This is a genomic window from Bradyrhizobium sp. 62B, assembly GCF_030272265.2.
In the GTDB taxonomy this organism is placed as follows: domain Bacteria; phylum Pseudomonadota; class Alphaproteobacteria; order Rhizobiales; family Xanthobacteraceae; genus Bradyrhizobium.
The window spans coordinates 4582532-4603563 of record NZ_CP092841.2 but is presented as its reverse complement, the minus strand read 5'-3'; the positions used below and the strand labels follow the sequence as shown (position 1 = coordinate 4603563).

22 protein-coding genes are annotated in these 21032 nt (G+C 64.9%); 12 read left to right on the top strand and 10 right to left on the bottom strand.

The genetic code is table 11. The features are described 5' to 3' along the window. Positions 1–43 precede the first annotated feature (43 nt). Together ML401_RS21890 and ML401_RS21885 are read left to right on the top strand one after the other, a co-directional pair. Positions 44–346, top strand: coding sequence for a type II toxin-antitoxin system HigB family toxin (locus tag ML401_RS21890; RefSeq protein WP_194402975.1), 303 nt, complete (start codon positions 44–46; stop codon positions 344–346). A 10-nt stretch (positions 347–356) separates the two neighbouring features. Further along, a complete protein-coding gene (locus tag ML401_RS21885) occupies positions 357–728 on the top strand; it encodes a type II toxin-antitoxin system HigA family antitoxin (RefSeq protein ID WP_194408370.1) in 372 nt (123 codons plus the stop codon). A gap of 6 nt (positions 729–734) precedes the next feature. Here ML401_RS21885 and thrS read toward each other — a convergent pair whose 3' ends face one another. After that, a complete protein-coding gene (thrS, locus tag ML401_RS21880) occupies positions 735–2780 on the bottom strand; it encodes a threonine--tRNA ligase (protein WP_285806880.1) in 2046 nt (681 codons plus the stop codon). A 187-nt stretch (positions 2781–2967) separates the two neighbouring features. On the opposite strand from thrS, the gene ML401_RS21875 reads away from it, so the two are divergent. Further along, positions 2968–4140: an MFS transporter gene (locus ML401_RS21875; protein WP_285806879.1), complete on the top strand. Its 1173-nt coding sequence runs from the start codon at positions 2968–2970 to the stop codon at positions 4138–4140. A 90-nt stretch (positions 4141–4230) separates the two neighbouring features. Continuing rightward, positions 4231–4620: a hypothetical protein gene (locus tag ML401_RS21870; protein ID WP_194402972.1), complete on the top strand. Its 390-nt coding sequence runs from the start codon at positions 4231–4233 to the stop codon at positions 4618–4620. Positions 4621–4668: 48 nt separating this feature from the next. On the opposite strand, the gene ML401_RS21865 is transcribed toward ML401_RS21870, so the two are convergent. After that, positions 4669–4983, bottom strand: a complete 315-nt coding sequence (locus tag ML401_RS21865; protein WP_285806878.1) for a GrlR family regulatory protein — start codon at positions 4981–4983, stop codon at positions 4669–4671. 179 nt (positions 4984–5162) lie between these two features. Continuing rightward, positions 5163–6485, bottom strand: a complete 1323-nt coding sequence (locus tag ML401_RS21860; RefSeq protein ID WP_285806877.1) for an alpha/beta hydrolase — start codon at positions 6483–6485, stop codon at positions 5163–5165. A gap of 318 nt (positions 6486–6803) precedes the next feature. Between ML401_RS21860 and ML401_RS21855 the strand changes: the two genes are divergently transcribed. Together ML401_RS21855 and ML401_RS21850 are read left to right on the top strand one after the other, a co-directional pair. Further along, positions 6804–8171 (top strand): APC family permease, encoded by a 1368-nt coding sequence (locus ML401_RS21855; protein WP_285806876.1) that lies wholly within the window; start codon positions 6804–6806, stop codon positions 8169–8171. Between the two features lie 2 nt (positions 8172–8173). Further along, positions 8174–9388: a hypothetical protein gene (locus tag ML401_RS21850; RefSeq protein ID WP_285806874.1), complete on the top strand. Its 1215-nt coding sequence runs from the start codon at positions 8174–8176 to the stop codon at positions 9386–9388. Here the strand turns inward: ML401_RS21850 and ML401_RS21845 are convergent, their stop codons facing one another. Together ML401_RS21845 and yidD are read right to left on the bottom strand one after the other, a co-directional pair. Continuing rightward, entirely contained in the window at positions 9389–9598 is a 210-nt protein-coding gene (locus ML401_RS21845; RefSeq protein ID WP_285806872.1) for a hypothetical protein, read from the bottom strand. A gap of 93 nt (positions 9599–9691) precedes the next feature. Next, positions 9692–10030, bottom strand: a complete 339-nt coding sequence (yidD, locus tag ML401_RS21840; protein ID WP_194402966.1) for a membrane protein insertion efficiency factor YidD — start codon at positions 10028–10030, stop codon at positions 9692–9694. 228 nt (positions 10031–10258) lie between these two features. On the opposite strand from yidD, the gene ML401_RS21835 reads away from it, so the two are divergent. Further along, a complete protein-coding gene (locus tag ML401_RS21835; RefSeq protein WP_285806871.1) occupies positions 10259–11158 on the top strand; it encodes a hypothetical protein in 900 nt (299 codons plus the stop codon). 136 nt (positions 11159–11294) lie between these two features. Here ML401_RS21835 and ML401_RS21830 read toward each other — a convergent pair whose 3' ends face one another. Next, complete coding sequence (locus tag ML401_RS21830; RefSeq protein WP_126257965.1) at positions 11295–11750, bottom strand: iron-sulfur cluster assembly scaffold protein; 456 nt, start codon at positions 11748–11750, stop codon at positions 11295–11297. A 242-nt stretch (positions 11751–11992) separates the two neighbouring features. On the opposite strand from ML401_RS21830, the gene folE reads away from it, so the two are divergent. The 4 genes from folE to ML401_RS21810 all read left to right on the top strand — a co-directional run bounded on the left by folE (position 11993) and on the right by ML401_RS21810 (position 15655). Beyond that, complete coding sequence (gene folE / locus ML401_RS21825; RefSeq protein ID WP_194402964.1) at positions 11993–12670, top strand: GTP cyclohydrolase I FolE; 678 nt, start codon at positions 11993–11995, stop codon at positions 12668–12670. 24 nt (positions 12671–12694) lie between these two features. Beyond that, entirely contained in the window at positions 12695–13117 is a 423-nt protein-coding gene (gene hisI, locus ML401_RS21820; RefSeq protein ID WP_259213211.1) for a phosphoribosyl-AMP cyclohydrolase, read from the top strand. 108 nt (positions 13118–13225) lie between these two features. Beyond that, positions 13226–14287: a lytic transglycosylase domain-containing protein gene (locus ML401_RS21815; RefSeq protein ID WP_194402962.1), complete on the top strand. Its 1062-nt coding sequence runs from the start codon at positions 13226–13228 to the stop codon at positions 14285–14287. 192 nt (positions 14288–14479) lie between these two features. Continuing rightward, positions 14480–15655, top strand: coding sequence for a DUF2336 domain-containing protein (locus tag ML401_RS21810; protein ID WP_285806869.1), 1176 nt, complete (start codon positions 14480–14482; stop codon positions 15653–15655). Positions 15656–15758: 103 nt separating this feature from the next. Here ML401_RS21810 and ML401_RS21805 read toward each other — a convergent pair whose 3' ends face one another. The 3 genes from ML401_RS21805 to ML401_RS21795 form a co-directional block, all read right to left on the bottom strand. Further along, positions 15759–16337 (bottom strand): Hpt domain-containing protein, encoded by a 579-nt coding sequence (locus tag ML401_RS21805; protein WP_194402960.1) that lies wholly within the window; start codon positions 16335–16337, stop codon positions 15759–15761. A gap of 29 nt (positions 16338–16366) precedes the next feature. Further along, entirely contained in the window at positions 16367–16912 is a 546-nt protein-coding gene (locus ML401_RS21800; protein ID WP_008549760.1) for a response regulator, read from the bottom strand. A 96-nt stretch (positions 16913–17008) separates the two neighbouring features. Then, entirely contained in the window at positions 17009–17788 is a 780-nt protein-coding gene (locus ML401_RS21795; RefSeq protein WP_211419102.1) for an NAD kinase, read from the bottom strand. A gap of 242 nt (positions 17789–18030) precedes the next feature. On the opposite strand from ML401_RS21795, the gene ML401_RS21790 reads away from it, so the two are divergent. Then, positions 18031–19599, top strand: coding sequence for a S10 family peptidase (locus tag ML401_RS21790; RefSeq protein WP_285806866.1), 1569 nt, complete (start codon positions 18031–18033; stop codon positions 19597–19599). Here the strand turns inward: ML401_RS21790 and ML401_RS21785 are convergent. Further along, on the bottom strand, positions 19589–20974 hold the full coding sequence (locus tag ML401_RS21785; RefSeq protein ID WP_285806865.1) for a serine hydrolase: 1386 nt from the start codon (positions 20972–20974) through the stop codon (positions 19589–19591). The genes ML401_RS21790 and ML401_RS21785 overlap by 11 nt on opposite strands. Between the last annotated feature and the right edge of the window lie 58 nt (positions 20975–21032).

The following is a 21032-nucleotide window of genomic DNA, read 5'->3' as shown; positions in this document are numbered from 1 at the left end:
GAAAGTTGTGGTCCCAATTTGGGACTATGCTAAGATGAATAGAATGAGGATCATAGCGCTCAGCACGATCAAGGCATTTCTCGATCGGGCGAGCGAGCCTTCCGACGCTCGCGAACCTCTGATGGCTTGGTTTCGGCAGGTCAAGCGGGCCGATTGGGCGAAGCCCGCGGACGTCAAGCGAGATATCAGAACCGCTAGCATCCTCAGGGATGGCCGCGTCGTCTTCAACGTCGCCGGCAACAAATATCGTGTCGTGGTCTGGATCAATTACCCATACCGCGTAGTCTATGTCCGCTTTGTCGGAACGCATCGGCAATACGACGCAATCGATGCGCAAACCATTTAGAAGGTCGATGATGGAAATCGCGCCAATCAAGTCTAACCGGGATTATCGTCGCGCCCTCAAAGAGATCGAGACGTTGATGAGTGCGCGCCGAAACTCGCCTGAGGGCGATCGGCTTGATGTGCTTGTGACGCTCGTGGAGGCGTGGGAGCGTAAGCATTACCGGCTCGATCTGCCGGATCCGGTAGAAGCCATTAAGTATCATATGGAGCAGAGCGGCCTGCAGCCAAGGGACTTGATTCCCTTTATCGGCAGCCGCAATCGGGTTCACGAGGTGCTCAACCGGCGGCGCGAATTGACGCTCAGCATGATCCGACGCCTGCATGAGGGGCTCGGCATTCCGGCCGAGTCCCTCATTAAAGTTGGGCAAGACAGGGCCGCTTGAACGACGTCAGGCGGTCCCGCGCGCTCGCTTCACATCCGGCGGCGTTGCCTCGTCGACCAGCGCGGCAATCGCCTCCTCGGTCGTCATCACCTTCTGGCCGTCGCTGCCGAGCCGGCGGACCGAGACCGAATGCGTCTCGGCCTCCTTTTTGCCGACCACGAGCAGCGCCGGGATCTTGGCCAGCGAGTGCTCGCGGACCTTGTAGTTGATCTTTTCGTTGCGCAGGTCGATCTCGACCCGAAGCCCGGCGCGCCGGGCCTGCTCCATCACCACCTTGGCGTACTCGTCGCCTTCCGAGGTGATGGTGGTGACCACCGCCTGCACCGGCGACAGCCAGAGCGGGAAGTTGCCGGCATAGTGCTCGATCAGGATGCCGATATAACGCTCCATCGAGCCGCAGATCGCGCGGTGCACCATCACGGGCGGTTTCTTGCCGCCGTCATGGTCGATGTAGAACGCACCGAACCGCTCCGGCAGGTTGAAGTCGACTTGCGTGGTGCCGCACTGCCAGTCGCGGCCGATGGCGTCGCGCAGCACGTATTCGAATTTCGGCCCGTAGAAGGCGCCTTCGCCCGGGTTGATCTCGGTCTTGATGTGGTTGTTCTGCGTCTGGATCTCGCGCAGCACCGTCGCCATCACGCGCTCGGCGTGATCCCACATCTCGTCCGTGCCGACGCGCTTTTCCGGCCGGGTCGACAGCTTCACGGTGAGATCGCCGGTGAAGCCGAAATCGGCATAGGTCGACAGGATCAGGTCGTTGATCTTCAGGCATTCCTCGGCAAGCTGGTCCTCGGTGCAGAAGATGTGCGCGTCGTCCTGGGTGAAGCCGCGCACGCGCATCAACCCGTGCATGGCGCCGGACGGCTCGTAGCGATGCACCACGCCGAACTCGGCGAGGCGCAAGGGCAGGTCGCGGTAGCTCTTCAGGCCGTGCTTGAAGATCTGCACGTGACCGGGGCAGTTCATCGGCTTGAGCGCAAACCAGCGCTTGTCCTCGGCCTCGTCGCCGGCCGATTGCGCCGCGAACATGTTCTCGCGGTACCAGCCCCAATGGCCCGAGGTCTCCCACAACACCTTGTCGAGGATCTGCGGCGCGTTGACCTCGCTGTAATCGCCGGTCAGGCGGCGGCGCATATAGGCGATGAGCTGCTGGAAGATGGTCCAGCCCTTCGGGTGCCAGAACACGACGCCCGGACCTTCCTCCTGGAAGTGGAAGAGGTCCAGCTCGCGCCCGAGCTTGCGATGGTCACGTTTCTCGGCTTCCTCGATCTGCTTGAGATAAGCGTCGAGGTCCTCCTGCTTGGCGAAGGCGGTGCCGTAGATGCGGGTCAGCATCGGGTTGTTGCTGTCGCCGCGCCAATAGGCGCCGGCAACCTTCATCAGCTTGAACGCGTTACCGACCTTGCCGGTCGAGGTCATGTGCGGGCCGCGGCACAAATCGAACCAGTCGCCCTGGTAGTAGATTTTGATCGGCTCGGTGCCGGGAATGGCATCGACCAGCTCGACCTTGAAGGCCTCGCCCTTGTCGCGGAACACCTGTTTGGTTTTCTCGCGGTCCCAGACTTCCTTGGTGAAAGGCTTGTCGCGCGCGATGAGCTCGCGCATCTTTTTCTCGATCGCGGCAAAGTCTTCCGGCGTGAACGGCTCGTTGCGGAAGAAATCGTAGTAGAAGCCGTTCTCGATCACCGGACCGATGGTGACCTGCGTGCCCGGCCACAGCGTCTGCACGGCTTCGGCGAGCACGTGGGCGCAATCGTGGCGGATCAATTCCAGCGCGCGCGGATCGTCGCGGTTGACGAGCTCGATCTTGGCGTCGTCCTCGATGGGGTCGCTGAGGTCGGTGAGCACCCCGTCAAGCGCCATCGCAACCGTGCGCTTGGCCAGCGACGGCGAGATGCCCTTGGCGATATCGAGGCCCGTGATGCTCTTCTCGTATTCGCGCTTGGCGCCGTCGGGGAAGGTGAGGGTGATTTTGGCGGCTGGGGTCACGGGCTTGAGATTGGAGAGGCTGTACTGGAAGCCGGACTCGGATTTGGGGGGCTGTTCGGTCATTGCTTTTCTCCTGAGGCTCACTCCTGCGAACGAGCGCAGGTAAGCGGGAACGAGCGATATATCAGGCGATTCGGCCTGCGCAATCCGGCAATTCCAAGAAATCGGCGCGCAAAAGCCTGGGCCTGGCACCAACTATTTCGAGCAACGGGCCTTTAACGGGCAGCGGGCCTGCTCTACATGCATTTGCATGGAAAAATCCCCTGCCGCCGGCCGTTTCGCGCCAACTGCCCTCATGCTTGGCAATCTCGTCACCGGCTGCTCCGTGCTGGCCCCGGCGGGCATGCTGCCGGAGTTGGCGAGGGGGCTCGACATCAGCATTCATGCCGCCGGGCTGCTGATCACCTTCGGCGCGGTGACGCTGTGCATCGGCTCGCCGCTGACGGCCTGGCTGACCAGCCGCATCGAACGGCGCGCGCTGCTGACGACGACGCTCGCGGTGCTCGCGCTCGGCAATCTCGCCTCGGCCCTTGCGCCCGGGTACACCAGCCTCCTCGTCATCCGTCTCGTGATGCTCGCGATCGGTGCGCTCTATACGCCGCAGGCCGCCGGCACCGCGGCGATGATCGTGCCGACTGAGCGGCGCGGCAGCACCATCGCCTATATCTTTCTCGGCTGGTCGCTGGCTGCCGCCGTCGGCTTGCCGCTGATCACCTTCATCGCCAGCCGTTACGGCTGGCAGGCGGCCTATGGCGGGATCGGCGCGCTCGGTTGTCTCAGCGTTCTGCTGTTGCTGCTGCGCTTGCCGGCGGGCTTGAAGGGGGTGCCGGTGGATTTGAAAACCTGGCGCGAGGTCGGCCGCGACAAGACAATTCTGCTGCTGCTCGCGATCACCATGCTGCAGATGTCGGGGCAGTTCGTGGTGTTCACCTTCATGGGTCCGCTGCTGGGCAAGCTCACCGGCGCCGGCCCCGATGCGATCGGCATGGTGTTCGCGCTCTACGGTGTCTGCGGGTTCCTCGGCGTCGTCATCGCCACCCGCATCGTCGATAGCTGGGGGCCTTATCGCACGTCGCTGCTGTTCGCCTGCCTGCTGCTGACCGGGATCGCCGGCTGGGCGATCGGCGCAGGCGCGCTTGCCTCCATGGCGGCCGGGGTCGCGGTCTGGGGCCTTGGCTTTGCCTCGACCAATTCGATGCAGCAGGTGCGGCTGGTTGCCGCCGCGCCGCCCCTGGCATCGGCGACCGTCGCGCTCAACACGTCGGTCCTCTATATCGGCCAGGCCGTCGGCTCCGCCATCGGAGGATTGTTGTTCGCCCGCGAGCTCCTGCATACGCTCGGCTTCGTTGCAGTCGGTTTCGTCGTGCTGGCGCTGATCCTGATCGTCCTGACCCGGCCCCATCGGGTTGCCGCCGCGGCCTGACTGCCGCGTTTCCTGTGCGCAAGGTGCTTGGCAAACCGCGCGCGGGAGCGCTAGAAGGCCGGTCATGGGGACCAAAGAGAGTTGACTGAAATGAGGATGATTCTGGCGGTTGCCGCGGTGCTCTATTCAGCCTCCGCGTTTGCGCAAGCCGACAAGCCACCGATGGTCGGGGACAAGCCCTTGGTGCAGGTCAAGCCCAAGGGTACCAAGGCGGGGACCAAGGAAGCGGCGGCGAAGCCGGCCGCGGCGCCGAAGGGCAAGCCGCAGTCGATCGCGGTGCGGCTCCAGGCCTGCCTGGAGCTCGATGACGGCACCAAGGACCGGCTGAACTGCTACGACGCCATTATTCCGCCGGCGCCGAAGCCGAAACCGGCGAAGGCCAAGGGCTATGCCGATTGCAAGTTCTTCAAGGAAGAGGACGAGCGGCTCGCCTGCTACAACGGCTTCGCCGAGAGCATCCCGAAGCTGCCCAAGAGCTGAGGCTGCAAGAGCTGAGGCTGCAAGAGCTGAGGCTGGATCGGCTGAGGCTCAGTCGCTGATCCGACTGAGCACGGCCCGGAACGCAACGCCCGGCGCCTGCAGTGCGTTGCCCTCGAATTCCGCGGTGTCGCCGTCCTCCCGGCCGGCGAGCGCCAGCGTGATCCGGTCGATGCCAAACAGCGCCTTGAAGGACGGGTCGTCATTGTAGCGATGGGTCGAGATCTTGACCTTGATGCTGTCGCCTTCGCCCGTATAGGTGCCGATGAAGGCGAAGGCGGAATTGCCCCCGCGCATCCTGCCATCCATCACATAGACGACGCCGCAGCCCGTTCCGTGCACGGTGTGGAAGTCGACCTTGTACAATCCCTGACGCTCTGCCGCCCCCGCAGAATTCCAATCACAAACCGGCCGGCAAAGTATGAGCCTTGCCGGCGGAAGCAATCCGGCGGCTTCCGGGGATTTCGGCCATCAACATCACCTTTTGATCAGAGCCTGCGAGAATTGCAGGCAACGCAGCCGAATACCGCCGCGCGCAAAATCGGTTAGCGGCTCGCCGCCGACGGATTGGTGGAGGCCACCCGCGTCACCGCCAGCGCTGGCGTCGCAGCCATCTTCACCAGCACGTCCTTGAGCGGATCCCGCGTCCAGGCGCGGGTGACATAGTCGCGATGGGTGATGCCGTCGGCGGTCTCGACGAACACGACGCTGCCTGGACGGAGCGGCCCATCCATGTCCTCGGCGACGCTGATGCCTTTCTGGCGGAGCGTGCTCATCAGCTCGCGGTCGCGCCGCGCCGTGCCGCGAGTGTAGGCGCTGACGAAGAAGCCGGAACGGTGGCTCTCGATCCAGGATGCGAACTTGTCCATTTCGCCATAGACGGCGTCGAGCAGCACGACGCCGCGGACGCGGTCGCTGATGCCGCCGACCTCCAGGCTCCAGGCCGTCGGCAGGAAGCCGCCGCTATAGCCGACGATCACGATCGGCATGTTGGCAAAGGCGCGCGCACTGTTGGGATCGCCGGTGACGCGGGCGAGGTGGTCGGCCGATTCCGCCATGAAGCGCTTGAAGCCGCCCGGTTGCCAGAACTTGCCGGCGCTGGAATCGGCGGCATCGACGGCCATCTGTGGTGCAAGCAGCACGGCATTGGCGCCGGAATCGGTGATCTGCTTGGGCACCAGCTGGCGATCGCGCACGTCGCGTTCGAGCGTTGCGCCGTTGCCGTGGAAGAACACCACGATCACGCCCGGCTTGCGCACGTCGAAATGCTCGGGCACGTGCACCAGCACGCGGCTGTCATTGTAGGTCTCGTCCTGCCAGAACACGCGACCGGAATAGCTGCGATGACCGCGGCGGTCGCCCTTGGAGATGTTGAGGAACGGCGCGTCGGAGGCGGGGTTGTTGCCGAAATAGGGGAAGGCCGACGACTTCATGCTGACGAGGGTCGTCAAATCGTCGCGTGGCGAACGCTTATAGGGGACCTGCGGCTCGAGCGATGCGACCTTGTAGGGCGCCTGCTCCGGCGGCTGGTGCTGAACGGCGCGCTTGGGCGAGAAGTCCGACATCTGCCGTTGCAGGAGACTTTCGCTCGCCGAGGGGAAGCGCTCCCTGAACTGGGGGGCCGGGAAGCGGTCCTCGAACGTGTCGCCACTCGCGACTTGGGTGTTGGTCTTGGCGACCACCTGCACATTGGCCTGCGAGTTCGCCGCGAGCGCCGTTGGGTTCGGCGCCTTGCCGCATTGAACCAGCGTCAGCGACAGCGGCACCAAGGCTGAGATCAGGCCGGCCCGGAGCGCACGACCGCGCCGACCGGACGGTGTCCGATCAGCACGATCATCAGCTCTCGGTTTCGGAACGGCCCCGACCATCCACCCATGACCCCAAAGTCACGTCCATCGGCATTATTGAGACAATTGAGCCGACCGGCGTTTAGGCGACGTTAAGCGTCCGGAGAAACTTCCCCACATCCGGAACGCTCAAAGGGACCACGCAATCGTGTCCTGATTGTGGGGAGAAGGAGCGGGACTTTCCGGGGCTCGGCGGCCTTTCGTCTGACAGCGGGGATAAGCGGTGCTGAAATACCCGCTGCCGCTGCCTCATTTAACCCTTGTTAACCCTGCTTGAATTGACTGGGCCAAACTGCACGATGCGCCCGCGAGGCAAGACGCCTCGGCTTAAGGACCCCGATGACGGCATCAGATGCGGGAACGGCACCCTGGACTGGCCGGCTGACCGGAGGCGGGACAGGGGTCTCGGTTCTGGTCGCAACCGCCATCGTGGTGGCCGACATGATCGGGGTCGGCGTCTTCACCAGCCTCGGCTTCCAGGTCAAGGATATCCCGTCCGGCTTCTCGATCCTGCTGCTGTGGACCGTCGGCGGCATCGTCGCGCTCTGCGGCGTGTTCGCCTACAGCGAGCTCGGGGCGATGTTTCCGCGCTCGAGCGGCGAGTACAATTTCCTCGGCCGTGCCTATCATCCGGCTTTCGGCTTTCTCGCCGGCTGGGTGTCGGCGACGGTGGGCTTCGCAGCGCCGGTCGCGCTTGCCGCGATGGCGTTCGGCGAATACGCCAAGTCGGTCGTGCCAGACCTGCCGCCGATCCCGCTTGCCATCGCCGTGGTGTGGCTGGTCTCGCTGGTGCAGCTGACCGGCGTCAGGCACTCCTCGACCTTCCAGCTGATCTCGACCATCATCAAGGTCGCCCTGATCGTCGCCTTCCTTGTCGCCGGCTTCGTCATCGGCGTGCCGCAGCCGATCGCCTTCACACCGCAGGCCGGCGATCTCACCCACATCGTCAGCGCGCCCTTCGCGATCGGGCTCGTCTTCGTGATGTATTCGTTCTCGGGCTGGAATGCCGCGACCTACATCATCGGCGAGATGAACATGCCGCAGCGGGACCTGCCGCGTGCGCTGCTCGCGGGCACGCTGATCGTGCTCGTCCTGTACGTCGCGCTGAACGCAGTGTTTCTCTACTCGACGCCGGTTGGCGCGCTCGCCGGCCAGCTCGATGTCGCCAGCGTCGCCGGCAGTGCCATCTTCGGCGGTCTCGGCGGCAGGATCGTCGGGGCGATGATCTGTTTCGGCCTGATCTCCTCGATCTCCGCGATGATGTGGATCGGCCCGCGCGTGATGATGACGATGGGGGAGGACATTCCGGCCCTGCGCGTGTTCTCGAAGCGATCGACGAGCGGCGCGCCGGCCTATGCCATCCTGTTTCAGCTCGCCGTCGCCAACCTGCTGCTGTTCACGCGCAGCTTCGAGGCGGTGCTCGACTTCATCCAGTTCGCGCTGCTGTTCTGCTCGTTCTTCACCGTCGCCGGCGTCATCAAGCTGCGCATCACCGATCCCGACTTGCCGAGGCCCTATCGCGCCTGGGGATACCCGTTCACGCCGCTGGTTTTCCTGCTCGTGACCGGGTTCATGATGTACTACCTGTTGACCGAGCGGCCTGTGCAGTCGCTCTCGGGGATGCTCGTCATGCTCTCGGGCCTGTTGATTTATGCTGTTTTCCGCAGGCGGCCGGTCGCTGCTGGCCATTCACATCATCGCGAATAGATATGTTTCGACCCCTCAGAATCGTGGCCGTCGCTCTTGCCTTGCTGGCTGCGGCCGTCTCGTCCGCCCGTGCCGCCGATGTCACTTTCGATGACACCGCGCGCTTCCTTGCGGGCATGCAGCCTTCGGCGGACTCGCCGCTGCAGCCGCTCACGAGGGATCCAGGCTGGCAGCGCCACGCAAAATTCTTCGACGGCGCCTTCGCCCAGCTCGAACAGCGCCAGCTCTCGAAGATCCGCGATTGGGCAGACGTTAATCTCGCCGCGCCCCGGCCGACCATGTTCTACATGTTCAGCGGCCCCGATTTCCTTTACGCCAACGCCTTCTATTCCAAGGCCAGCACCTACGTGCTCGGCGCGCTGGAGCCGGTCGGCGCCGTGCCCGATCTGACGCGGCTGCCCCGCGGCTCGGTCGGTGCCGCGCTCTACAATGTCGAGCGTTCGCTCGGCTCGATCCTGAGCTTTTCCTTTTTCATCACCAAGCAGATGAAGGTCGACCTGCACGCCAACCAGGTCAACGGCACCTTGCCGATCCTCTATGTCTTCCTCGCGCGCTCGGGCAAGACCATCCGCAACGTCGAGATGATCGCGCTCGACGACAAGGGGGCAGTGCATGTCGGCGACGACAATCCCGGGCGTAACGCGACGCGCGGCGCCCGCATCACCTTTGCAGGACCCGATGGCGAAGCGCGCACGCTGTATTATTTCGCGACCGACCTTTCCAATGCCGGTGCGCGCAACACCGGCTTCCTGAAGTTCTGCGAGACGCTGGGGCCCGGCAACAGCCTGCTCAAGAGTGCATCCTATCTTCTGCACAAGAGCGATTTCGCGGTGGTCCGCGACTGGCTGCTCGCCAACAGCGCCACCATCATCCAGGACGATTCCGGCATTCCGCTCGCGAACTACGGCGCCCGGCAGTGGCGGTTCTTCCCGTTCGGCCGCTATCTCGGGCCGATCGGCGAATTCCCCGGCCGCTACCAGGAGCGCTACGCCGAGCTGTTCACACGCGCCCAGCCGATCGACTTTGGCGTCGGCTACCGCTGGCGGATGCATGAGTCGAACTTGTTGCTGGCGGTGAGGGTGCCGGGCAGCGAAACGCCGCCGGGCGGGGAGGCCACATCGTCGGCCGATCCGACGCCGAAGCCGCCGCGTCCGAAACGGCTGCGGCCGCCCGAGCCGATTCCGCCGCCGCCCGGGCGCTTCTACTGGTTTCGCTGATTACCAGTGCACGTTCTGGCTCGGCACGATGAACGCCGTCGTGCTCGCCGGCCTCGCAAGGCTCGATGCCAGATACCAGCCGGAGCCGAGCACGAGCGCCAGCAAGGCGACGATCGCGAGCAGGTCCATAGTTCTGGGATCGTGATGCCGCCTGGAGCCGGGGGTGAGCCCAAGCTTGGCGTGAAGATGAGGGCTGATTTTCCAGCGCATTGTTGGTTTCCTCCCGGGGGAGCATCGAAACAACGCGGGAAGAATGTCTCAGGTTCCGCGCAGGCTACCGATGCACAAAGCATCGCAGCAATCTCAGGATGCATTGACCCCGCGCCAGCGGCCGTAGCGCCATGGCAGATACCAGCGCGCACCTTGCGGCGCGGTGAGCGGCACGTTGTCGATGCCCGAGGTGCCGAAGGGATTGCAGCGGAGCAGCCGCGCGAGCGTCATCCAGCCGCCGGCCCAGAGCCCGAACCGTTCGATCGCCTCGTCGCCATAGACGGAGCAGGTCGGCAGATGCCGGCAATTGTAACCGACCAGGGGCGAGAGCGTATGTCGGTAGAGCCAGATCAGTGCCCGGCCGAATCTGCGTGGGAGCCGAAGCGCCCCTTCGACCGAACTGGAACAATGCCCGCAGGCTGAATGCTTCATGTGCGCCGTGATGCGATGTTGAGCGAAGGATTGCGCGGTTCCGCGGCAGGGAACTGTAAGCTGTTGTTTCCACGCCATATTTTGCGTGCTTTTTGGGAGCAGTGCAGCAAGTGCCTATGGACGATCTGTATTCGCCCGGATACCATTTTTGTGACGTCCGTGTGTAGACTCATCGGACGCTAAACGGGGCTTGCCTGAATCGCTTTGGGGCTTGGGGAAGGGACCAGTTTGAAAGTTCTGACGTCGCTCAATCTTCGCGGCTGGTTGCTGGTGGGAACCGCCGTCTGTGGAGTCGTGCTGGCTGGCGCCGTCGCGACACTCGGGTCGTCGGCCCGCGCCGGTGCTGTGCTCGAAGAGCGCAAGCTGCCGATGAAGTTCAACTGGATCGCCTGCGAGCCGAATTGCCGCGGCTGGGTCAGCGCGGTCGGCATCATCACCGCCGATACCCCGAAGGATTTCGAGGAGTTTTCTCGCGGCCGCCAACTCGGCGGCGCCACCGTGGTGCTCGATTCCAGCGGCGGCTCGGTCAATGACGCGATCACGCTCGGCCGTCGCTTCCGCAATCTCAGCCTCCTGACCACCGTCGGCGTCAGCCTCCGCGGCGGGCAATCGGCTCGTCCGGCGGTCGCGCCCGAGGCCTATTGCGAATCCATGTGCGTGTTCCTGCTGCTGGCCGGCAAGAAGCGGTACGTGCCGGAAGCTGCCCATGTCCGGGTCCACCAGATCTGGATGGGCGACCGCGCCGATGATGCCAAGGCGGCGAGCTACAGCGCACAGGACCTGATGATCGTGGAGCGGGACATCGGCCGTCTCGCCAAATACACGTTCGACATGGGCGGAGCGGGCGATTTGCTGTCGCTCGCGCTCAGCGTTCCGCCCTGGGAAGACCTGCATGAGCTGGACGCCGGCGAGCTCAAGCTCACCAATCTCGTGACGACCGATCTCGTGGCCGACGTGCTGCCGCATGTGGACATTTCCGCGCCGGCGATGGCGGAGCTTGCTCCGAAGACGCAGGCAAGGTTTGGCGTGGAACCGGAGCAGCCAGCCAAGTCGACCAAGACGGCGGAAGCGGTGGTGCCGACGGGCGGCGTGGCTGCCGCGCCGGCCGCTGCGGCGACGCCGAAGTAAGCTCTTCGATCTGGCTTGTCATTCCGGGGCGCGCGTAGCGCGAACTATGGTGCGCAATTGCGCGCCTGAGAATCTCGCGCTGCAATCTCGGGGATCCAGGTTCGTCGCTTTGCGACGCTCCGAAACGACGCGGCGCTTACCCCTGCGCCGCGGCCGGCTGCTTGGCTTTGGCCTCGATCTGGCCGATGGCATCGACCACGGCATCGAAGGTCAGCAGCGTCGAGGCATGGCGGGCCTTGTAGTCGCGGACAGGCTCGAGGAATTTGATCTCCTCCCATTTGCCTTCCGGCGGCGCGCCGTTCTCCTTCAGCATCTTGCGAACAGTTTCGCGTAACTCACGGAGTTCGCTCGCAGTCGAGCCGACAACCCGACTTGCCATGATGGATGAGGAGGCTTGTCCGAGTGCGCACGCCTTCACGTCATGGGCGAAGTCGGTGACGGTATCTCCGGTCATCTTGAGGTCGACCTTGACGGTCGAGCCGCACAGCTTGGAGTGAGCGGTGGCGGAGGCATCGGGGTCCGGCAGCCGTCCGAGGCGCGGAATATTCCCGGCGAGTTCGATAATCCGCTTGTTGTAGATGTCGTTCAGCATGTGATGGAGTCCAGCACTTCCGCGCCCGATCGGCCTTGGCGGGCGCCATTCAGGGTCCTATATAGGGGCGGAACTGGTGGAAAAACAGTCCAGCGGTGCAAGGCGGTGATCCGGATCTGCGCCGCCAGCGTTGTCAGCTCAGGACCTTTTGCGCCAAAACTGTTCTCTTCAGGCGTCCGGCGGCTTGGCCGCCCCGTCTGCCGGTGACACTCCGGCCGTTAAGGCCGTCGAACGGAGTCGATATGGACGCGACAATCAAGCCGATCCGCCCCAACAAGCTGCCGGAGAGCCGTCCGGCCGAGCTTGATCCCGCCGAATTCCTCGCGGCCGCCGTCCGTGCTGACCAGCCGCGCCCGGCGCGCGCCGAGGCGGAAGCGGCGGTGAAGACGCTGCTCGCCTATATCGGCGAGAACACCGAGCGTGAGGGCCTGCTCGACACGCCGCGCCGCGTCGTCGAAGCCTTCGACGAGCTGTATCAGGGCTATCACCAGTGTCCGGCCGAGGTGCTCGACCGCACCTTCGGCGAGACCGCCGGCTACGACGATTTCGTGCTGGTGCGCGACATCGAGTTCACCTCGCAGTGCGAGCATCACATGATGCCCTTCTACGGCAAGGCGCACATCGCCTACACGCCGGTGGAGCGCGTCGTCGGACTGTCGAAGCTCGCCCGTCTCACCGACATCTTCGCCCGCAGGCTGCAGACACAGGAGCATCTGACGGCGCAGATCGCCGCCGCCATCGACGAGGTCCTCAAACCTCGCGGCGTTGCTGTGCTGATCGAGGCCGAGCATACCTGCATGTCGGTGCGCGGCGTCGCCAAGCATGGCGCCTCCACCTTCACCAGCCGCTTCACCGGCATGTTCCGCGACAATCCGGCGGAGCAGGCCCGCTTCCTGTCCCTGGTGCGAGGCACGCGCTGACCTCGCGAATAGATCGGCAAGGTCGTGTCCGCCCACTCCCATGAGACCGAGGAAGGCCTGTCCTTCCAGCCGCGCTTCGACACCAGCGGCCTCGTGACTGTCGTCGCGACCGACGTCGCCACCGGCGACGTCCTGATGGTCGCGCACATGAACGACGAGGCGCTGCGCAAGACGATCGCGACCGGCGAGGCCTGGTACTTCAGCCGCTCGCGCAATGCCTTGTGGCGAAAAGGTGAGACCTCGGGTCAGACCCAGCGCGTGATCGAGATGCGCACCGATTGCGACCAGGACGCAGTCTGGATCCGTGTCGAGCAGATCGGGGCTGCCTGCCACACCGGGCGACGCTCGTGCTTCTATCGCAAGGTCGAGGGTGAGGGCGGGGGCGCCAAGCTGGTCTTCACCGATGCGGAGCGGCTGTTCGATCCGGATGCGGTCTACAAGAAGTAGCTCGCTGCATTCCGGGGCACGCGAAGCGCGAGCCCGGGATGAGGGTGAGGGCTGAATTAACCCCGCATTAACCATACCTGTCCCACGGTGAGACGACAGGCGTCCGAATTGCCGGCGCCGCTCAACGCCGCACGGGGCGGGCACTTCATCATGTCGGTCGACAATTCCAGTGCCACGCAGACGGTCGGTCTCGATCCGACGCGGGCGCGCGTCGCCGGTGCGATCAAGCAGGCCTCGAACGTCAGCGGCGTCAGCTTCCAGTACATGCTGACCACCGCCAAGATGGAATCGGATTTCGATCCCACGGCAGGGGCCACCACCTCGTCCGCGCATGGGCTCTACCAGTTCATCGACCAGACGTGGCTCGGCACCGTGAAGGAGGCCGGCACCCAGCTCGGCTATGGCAACTATTCCGACGCCATCACCAGGACGTCGTCGGGCGGCTACAGCGTGGATGATCCCGCGATGAAGCGGTCGATCATGAAGCTGCGTGACGATCCGGAAGCCGCCTCCAGCATGGCGGCGGCGCTGACGCAGTCGAACAGCTTCAAGCTCACCGGCCTGCTCGGGCGCAGGCCGAGCGACAGCGAACTCTACATGGCGCATTTCATGGGCGTCGGCGGCGCCGCAAAACTGATCGCGAATGCCGAGGACAATCCGCAAGCGGTCGGTGCGCGGCTGTTTCCCAACGCCGCCTCCGCCAACCGCTCGATCTTCTACGCCAAGGACGGCCGCGCCCGCAGCGTCTCCGAAGTCTATTCGGTGCTGGACGCGCGCTATGCCAGCGCGGCCAATTCGAAAGTGACCCGCAGCGCGATGGCGATGTATGGCGGCACGCCGTCGACGACACAGGTTGCGAGCGCGAATGGGGTGCAGCCGACCGCGCCGATGGTCGACAACGCCGCTTATCTCCAGACCTTTCCCAACACAAACGCCGTGACGCCCGTCAGCGCGACATCGCCGACGACGGTCGCGGACAATACGCCGACCACGCCGGCATTCCGCTCGATCTATCAGCCCGGCGATACCACGCAGCCGGTCTCGACCACCGTGCAGAAATTGTGGGGCAACAATGCCTCGCTCACCTCGGTCGCGTCAGCTGCGCCTGACGTGCGGCCGCCGCAGCCGCTCGATCTCTTCAGCGATCGCAACGGCACGTTCTCGAGCTAGGTCGCGTCGCTTACGCGCAGCAGCGCGAAGCGCTGCGTCCGGGGCTCCCATCCCGAGCGGCTTTGTTCCCTTAACAAATCCTCAACAAAACCAGCCAGTTATGGTGAACGCTTTGTTAAGCGTCGTGGTTTATTTTGTGTTGCAGGTGACGAGCCGTCACCCTTTTCGTTTGTTGTGTAAGCCGGAAGCAGCATGATTGTTCGGCAGTTCATCAATTGGATCAGAACGGCGCCCGCCGGCGAGCGGGCCGAGGCAACACGGGCGTTGGCCCGGGCCTGGCTGATCTCAGACCTTTCGACAGACGACCGCATCGCCGCCGAAGGCGCGCTGTTGATGCAGCTCGACGATCCCTCGCCCCTGGTGCGGCAGGCGATGGCCGAGGCCTTTGCGCGCAGCCTCGATGCTCCGGCGTCGATCGTGCGGGCGCTGTCGGCGGACCAGCCGACCGTCGCGCTGCCCGTGCTCGAACATTCTCCGCTGCTGATCGACGCCGATCTCGTCGATATCGTCGCCACCGGCAATGACGAGGTGCAATGCGCGGTCGCCCGCCGCATCGCGCTGCCGGTCTCGGTCTGCGCTGCCATCGCCGAAGTCGGCTGCGCGGCGGCAGCGCTCGAGCTGATCGAAAATCCCCATGGCGAAATGGCGCCGTTCTCCTGGAATCGCATCGTCGAGCGCCATGGCCATCTCGCCGCGATCCGCGAGGCGATGCTGGTGCTGGATGACCTGCCGTCCGCAACCCGCGCCGCGCTGGTGGCAAAACTCTCCGAGACGCTCGCGCAATTCGTCGTGGCGCGGAACTGGTTGAGCGCCGACCGTGCCGACCGCATCACGATCGAGGCGCGTGACCGCTCCACCATCAACATCGCGGCGCGCTCGCGCGGCGAGGACATGCAGGGCCTGGTGCATCATCTGCGCGTCACGGGCCAGCTGACGGCCGGCCTGATCCTGCGCGCGCTGTTGTCGAGCAATCTCGACCTGTTCGACGCGGCACTCGCCGAGCTTGCCGATCTGCCGCTGGCGCGCGTCTCCGCGCTGCTGCATGACCGCGGCGGCAACAGCCTGCACGCGCTGCTCCGGCGCGCCGGGCTTCCGGAGACGACGTTTGCGGCATTCCAGGTCGCGCTCGATGCCTGCCACGAGCAGGGCTTCGTCGACAGCGACGATGGTGCGGTCCGGCTGCGCCGTCGCATGGTCGAGCGTGTGCTCACCCATTGTGAGACCGACCGCGGCGCCGCCGAGCCGTTGATGGTCCTGCTGCGCCGCTTCGCCACGGAATCGGCGCGGGAAGAGGCGCGGCTGTTCTGCGACGAGCTGGCCGCGGATGATGCGGTCGACCCGGTGTACGACGATCTGATCGCGGCGTGATGCCGTAGGGTGCGAGCGAAGCGACGAAGCAATCCAGAATCTCCCCGCGGAGGGATTCCGGATTGCTTCGATGCGCTCGCAATGACGGGGACGGAGCCGAGCCTTACTCCGCCGGCGCGATGCTCGGCGCCAGGATCACCTCGAGATGTTCGGGGCGATCGCGGTTGACCTGCGCGAGATAGTCGTCGGCGACCTTGCGCAGGCGACGGCTGAGCTCGGCGGAGACGCTGATGCGGTCGAGCCGGGTATTCTCGTGCACGATGGCGAGGATGGCGTTGATGTGGTGCGTGAACAGTTCGGCCGGGACCTTTTCCAGATCCGGCGCGTGCTCGATGACGCGGCACAGGCTCTCGGCTACTCCCGCCGCGGCCGGATAGCCGAATGTCACGGCGTCGCCCTTGATGTCGTGAGCGGCGTGAAACAGCTCGTCGCGCCGCTCCTTGGTGAAGCCGTCGTTGCGAACGGCGACATAGGCGGCCGACAGACGGTTGACCTCGGTCGTCATCCAGTCCTTGAACTCGCCGGAAAGGCCCGCGAGCGCCTGTTCGGCGCGGCCGACCGGATCGTCCAGGTCCTTTTCCTCGACGCGGCGCAGGACCTTGCGCAGCGGGTTGGGCTGCGTGATGACCTGATGCGTGGCGAAGGCCTTGACCTCGATATCCTTTGCACTGTTCTTCGCCATGATGCCTGCCTCGTCTGAAGACGCCTGCGCTAGATGGAGGAGCGGGCCTTGTCGAGCAGCGAGGGCTGTTGCAGCACCTCGTGCTTTTCGCCGACGCGGCGCTCGGGACCCATATAGGCGGAGTTGGTGTTGCGGCGCCGGTCCGGCCCGAAATAGGTCTTGGTCTTGATGAAGGGGCGGGGATTGGCGACCACGTTGAGGATGCGCTGATAGAGCCCCTTGGCCGAGATCGGCTTGGCCAGGAATTCGGTGACGCCGGCATCGCGCGCGACGGTGACGCGGCGCTTCTCGGAATGGCCGGTCAGCATGATGATCGGCGCGTAGGGGTTGCCCTTGGATTCTGGCTGCCGGATCATCTGCGCAAGCTCGAGTCCGTCGAAGATCGGCATCGCCCAGTCGGTGATGACGATGTCGGGCACGTAATGGCTGTACATCTCGAGCGCGGTGGCGCCGTCCTCGGCTTCATAGACTTCGCGTGCGCCGAAGGAATGCAACAGCGTCCGCAGGATGCGGCGCATGTGCGGATTGTCGTCGCAGACGAGGAAGCGCAGCTTGTTGAAGTCGATACGAAACATGACGCCCGGGCCAAAGGGTCAACCTTCGTTAACCATATCGTGGCGAGGGTTAACGAAGGGTTGCGACCGAAGCCGCATCGGCGGACGGAGGGGGTTCTAGTACCCGAACTGCTCGCGCAGGATGCGCTCTTCCAGGCTGTGGCCGGGGTCGAACAGCATGCGCATCGAGATGCTCTTGTCGGAGAGGACCTCGACGCGCCGGACCCTGCGTACCTCCTCATGGTCGGCGACGGCCGCAACCGGACGCTTGTCGTCCTCCAGCACCTCGATCACGACATAGGCGGTGTTGGGCAGCAGCGCGCCGCGCCAGCGCCGCGGCCGGAAGGCGCTGATCGGGGTCAGCGCCAGCAGGGCGGCGTTGATCGGCAGGATCGGTCCCTGCGCCGACAAATTATAGGCGGTCGAACCGGCCGGCGTCGCCACGATGATCCCGTCGGCGATCAGCTCGGGCATGCGCTCGCGCTCGTCGATCATGATCCTCAAGCGCGCCGCCTGGGAGGTCTGCCGGAACAGATAGACCTCGTTGATGGCGTGATGCAGGTGGACGCGGTCGTTGCCGTCGGTCGCGCGCATCAGAAGCGGATTAATCTCGGTTTCATGCGCCGCCTCGAGCCGCGCGCGCAAATCGTGCGTCGAGTATTCGTTCATCAGGAAGCCAACGGTGCCGCGATGCATGCCGTAGATCGGCTTTCCCGTGTGCATGTTCTGGTGCAGCGTCTGCAGCATCAGGCCGTCGCCGCCGAGCGCGACCACGATATCGGCCTCCTTGGGGTCGCAATTGCCATAGTCCCTGGTGAGCTGGACATAGGCGGCCTGCGCCTCGCTGCTCGGGCTGGCGACGAAGGCGATCCGGTCGTATCGCGGGGATTTGGTCATGGCTTGTCGGGCAGGCCCGCTGGCTTGAGAAAGTTCCGCCGGGCTCGTCTATACGAGGTGGCCCTGTATTGTCGAGGATGACCGCCGCTTAGGGCAAATGGGCGATTGTCGATCCGGAGAACAAAACAGGTTGATTTGAGCCGGCTTGGGACGCACCGCCGACCCTCGATCCTGCAAACCGTCGCAATTCCTCGCTAACCTCGCGGCGCACCGGCTGTAACAGCCGGGCAGGGAGAACGATCATGCGCGCGATCTTGCCGAGGCTGCGACGAACCGGGCTGGTGCTGGCCGCGTCCGTGGTCGCATTCGCAAGCGTTGCGCGTGCGGAGGATCCGCCGCAGCCGCGCTCCGAGACGGCAGCGCCCGCCGGACAGAAGGGCGGGCGCGCCGGCAATGCGCAAGGTGCGACGCAGGCTGCACCGTCGGCGGGCGAGCCTCATCGCCTGCCGCCCGATACGACCACGAAGCAGACGCTGGAGCTGCCCGGCCGTACCCTCAACTTCGCCGCGACCGCCGGCTCCATCCGCGTGTTCGACGGCAAGGGTGAGCCGGCGGCCGACATCGCCTACACGTCCTACCAGCTCGACGGCGCCGACCGCGCCACGCGCCCGGTCACGTTCCTGTTCAACGGCGGACCCGGTGCATCCTCGGCGTGGCTGCAGTTCGGCGCGGCCGGTCCATGGCGGCTGCCGCTCGATGGCGATGCGCTGTCGCCGTCGGCATCGCCCGAGGTGAAGCCGAACGCCGAGACCTGGCTCGATTTCACCGACCTCGTCTTCATCGATCCCGTCAGCACCGGCTACAGTCGCTTCGTCGCGAGCGGCGACGATGCGCGAAAATCGTTCTATTCCGTCGACGGCGACGTCAACGCGATCGCGCTCGTGATCCGCCGCTGGCTCGAGAAGCACGACCGCCTGACCTCACCGAAATACGTGGCGGGCGAGAGCTATGGCGGCATTCGCGGGCCCAAGGTGGTGCGCCAGATGCAGCTCCAGCATGGCGTCGGCGTCAAGGGCTTGATCCTGGTGTCGCCGCTCTTGGACTTCCGCGAGTTCACCGGGACCAGCCTCCTGCAATATGTCGCGACCTTGCCGAGCTATGTCGCGGTGGCGCGCGAAGCCAAAGGGCCGGTCAAGCGCGCCGACCTCGCCGATGTCGAGGCTTATGCGCGCGGCGAATTCCTGGCCGACCTCGTCAAGGGCGAGGCGGACAAGGAGGCCACCAATCGCCTGGCCGACAAGGTCGCCGCGCTTACCGGCATCGACCAAGCGGTGAGCCGCCGCCTCGCCGGGCGCTTCGACGTCGGCGAATTCCGCCGCGAATTCGATCGCAAGAACGGCAAGGTGACGGGACGCTACGACGCCTCCGTGCGCGGCTTCGATCCCTATCCGGATTCGAGCAGCTCGCGGTTCGGCGATCCCTCGGGCGATGCGCTTCAGGCGCCGCTGACGAGCGCGGCCGTCGACGTGCTCTCGCGCAAGCTCAACTGGAAGCCCGACGGCTCCTACGAGGTCCTGAACGGCACCGTGGAAGGTCATTGGGATTTCGGACGGGGCATCAACCCGCCGCAATCGGTGTCCGAGCTGCGCCAGATCCTCGCCACCGACGCCAAGCTGAACGTGCTGGTCGCGCACGGCCTGTTCGATCTCGCCACGCCCTATTTCGGAACGAAGCGTGTGCTAGATCAATTGCCCGCTTTCGTGACGCAGCGCGTGAAGTTCGTCGTCTATCCCGGTGGCCACATGTTCTATTCGCAAGGCGGCTCGCGGCAGGCGTTTCGCAGTGAGGTCGAGCGATTGATCAGGGAGTAGGCCGCCGTTTGCGCGGCTTATATCTTCGCACGATCTCCTTCGCGACGACGCGCTCCGGCTTCACGTTGGCGCCCGCGATCCAGATCTCGCTGATCTTGCCGCGTTTGTCGCGGATCCGGCGCACCGGCTCGCCATGGCTGGAATAGCCGGCAGCCCAGGAGAGCTTGCCGGTGTCACGGCCAGTGACCTCGATCTCGGCGGCATCCATGAAGGGATTGTTGAATTGCGGATTGGCGACGAGCACGCGGTTGCCGGTGGGCACGAGATCATTCGCGCCCCAGATGGTCCACCAACGGCCGGTCCAGTCGCGCAGACGGCGGTCAGGTGCGCCGCGGGTCTGGAAGACGCGCAATATCTGCATCGCGCCGTCCATCCAGAACGGCGCCGCGCCGTCGATTGAATTGCTGAGGATGCTGATCGAAAGCTCGCAGGCCGGGATGGCGCAGGTTCGCGAGATATAGCCCTGGAAGCCGCCGCCATGGCCGAACCAGTCCCAGCCGTCGGTCTTGCCGGCATTGACGCCGAGGCCGTAATAGCCCTCGAAGCTCTGGGGGATGCGCCAATGATGACGCGTCATCTCGCGGCGGCTTGCGGCCGACAGCACGCTTCTTCTGGCATTCGGCGCAAGCTGCGCGAAGAAGCGCGCGGTGTCGCCGGCGGTCGCCACGAAGCCTGCGGCCGACGCCATCGCGTGCGCGGGGTTGTCGCCGGGGATCACACAACGCTCGCCGAGCGGAACCTTTCGCGTATGGCCGCGCGCGAACGGCGCGCCCTTGGGAACCGGTGCGTCCGGCTCGGTCTCGCGCAGGCCCGCGGCCTCGACGATCTCGCGCTTGATCCAGACGGAGTAGGGCTCCTTCGTCACGGCTTCGATGACGAGGCCGAGCAGACCAAAGCCGTGATTGGAATATTTGAAGCGGGTGCCGGCCTCGATCGCGGTCGGCAGCTTCAATTCCGCGAGCAGCTCCTTGGCGTCGAGATAGGGGCGGCGGTCGATGAACTGGCCGGAATCGACGCCGTCGCGCGTCAGCCCCGCGCTGTGTGAGAGCACCTGCGCGATCGTCGTCTCGGCGACGCGCGGATGCAGGCCGCCGACATATTGGCCGACGGTGTCATCGAGCCCAAGCTTGCGCTGCTCGCGCAGCTTCATGATGCCGGCCGACGTAAAACTCTTCGAGTGGGAAGCGATCCGGAAGCGATGGCGCGGGGTCAGCTTCTCGCAGGTGTCGAGATTGGCGAGGCCGAATGCATGCTCGGCGACGATCTCGCCGCGATGCGCGATTGCGACGATGACGCCTGGCTGCTGGATTGTCGTCAGTTGGAATTCGATCCAGGAGCCGATGTAGTCGATCGCGGATCGCAGCCAATTGTCCATTGCACACCAATTTTTGCGGGGAGGATTGGTGCGGGAGGCTAGCCGAGAAAGCGGAACG

Bases quoted from the DNA above. Each gene is read 5' to 3' on its own strand.
- ML401_RS21890 (WP_194402975.1), top strand. From the start codon at position 44: ATGAGGATCATAGCGCTCAGCACGATCAAGGCATTTCTCGATCGGGCG.
- ML401_RS21885 (WP_194408370.1), top strand. From the start codon at position 357: ATGGAAATCGCGCCAATCAAGTCTAACCGGGATTATCGTCGCGCCCTC.
- thrS (WP_285806880.1), bottom strand. From the start codon at position 2,780: ATGACCGAACAGCCCCCCAAATCCGAGTCCGGCTTCCAGTACAGCCTC.
- ML401_RS21875 (WP_285806879.1), top strand. From the start codon at position 2,968: ATGGAAAAATCCCCTGCCGCCGGCCGTTTCGCGCCAACTGCCCTCATG.
- ML401_RS21870 (WP_194402972.1), top strand. From the start codon at position 4,231: ATGAGGATGATTCTGGCGGTTGCCGCGGTGCTCTATTCAGCCTCCGCG.
- ML401_RS21860 (WP_285806877.1), bottom strand. From the start codon at position 6,485: ATGGTCGGGGCCGTTCCGAAACCGAGAGCTGATGATCGTGCTGATCGG.
- ML401_RS21855 (WP_285806876.1), top strand. From the start codon at position 6,804: ATGACGGCATCAGATGCGGGAACGGCACCCTGGACTGGCCGGCTGACC.
- ML401_RS21850 (WP_285806874.1), top strand. From the start codon at position 8,174: ATGTTTCGACCCCTCAGAATCGTGGCCGTCGCTCTTGCCTTGCTGGCT.
- ML401_RS21845 (WP_285806872.1), bottom strand. From the start codon at position 9,598: ATGCGCTGGAAAATCAGCCCTCATCTTCACGCCAAGCTTGGGCTCACC.
- yidD (WP_194402966.1), bottom strand. From the start codon at position 10,030: ATGAAGCATTCAGCCTGCGGGCATTGTTCCAGTTCGGTCGAAGGGGCG.
- ML401_RS21830 (WP_126257965.1), bottom strand. From the start codon at position 11,750: ATGCTGAACGACATCTACAACAAGCGGATTATCGAACTCGCCGGGAAT.
- folE (WP_194402964.1), top strand. From the start codon at position 11,993: ATGGACGCGACAATCAAGCCGATCCGCCCCAACAAGCTGCCGGAGAGC.
- ML401_RS21810 (WP_285806869.1), top strand. From the start codon at position 14,480: ATGATTGTTCGGCAGTTCATCAATTGGATCAGAACGGCGCCCGCCGGC.
- ML401_RS21805 (WP_194402960.1), bottom strand. From the start codon at position 16,337: ATGGCGAAGAACAGTGCAAAGGATATCGAGGTCAAGGCCTTCGCCACG.
- ML401_RS21800 (WP_008549760.1), bottom strand. From the start codon at position 16,912: ATGTTTCGTATCGACTTCAACAAGCTGCGCTTCCTCGTCTGCGACGAC.
- ML401_RS21795 (WP_211419102.1), bottom strand. From the start codon at position 17,788: ATGACCAAATCCCCGCGATACGACCGGATCGCCTTCGTCGCCAGCCCG.
- ML401_RS21790 (WP_285806866.1), top strand. From the start codon at position 18,031: ATGCGCGCGATCTTGCCGAGGCTGCGACGAACCGGGCTGGTGCTGGCC.
- ML401_RS21785 (WP_285806865.1), bottom strand. From the start codon at position 20,974: ATGGACAATTGGCTGCGATCCGCGATCGACTACATCGGCTCCTGGATC.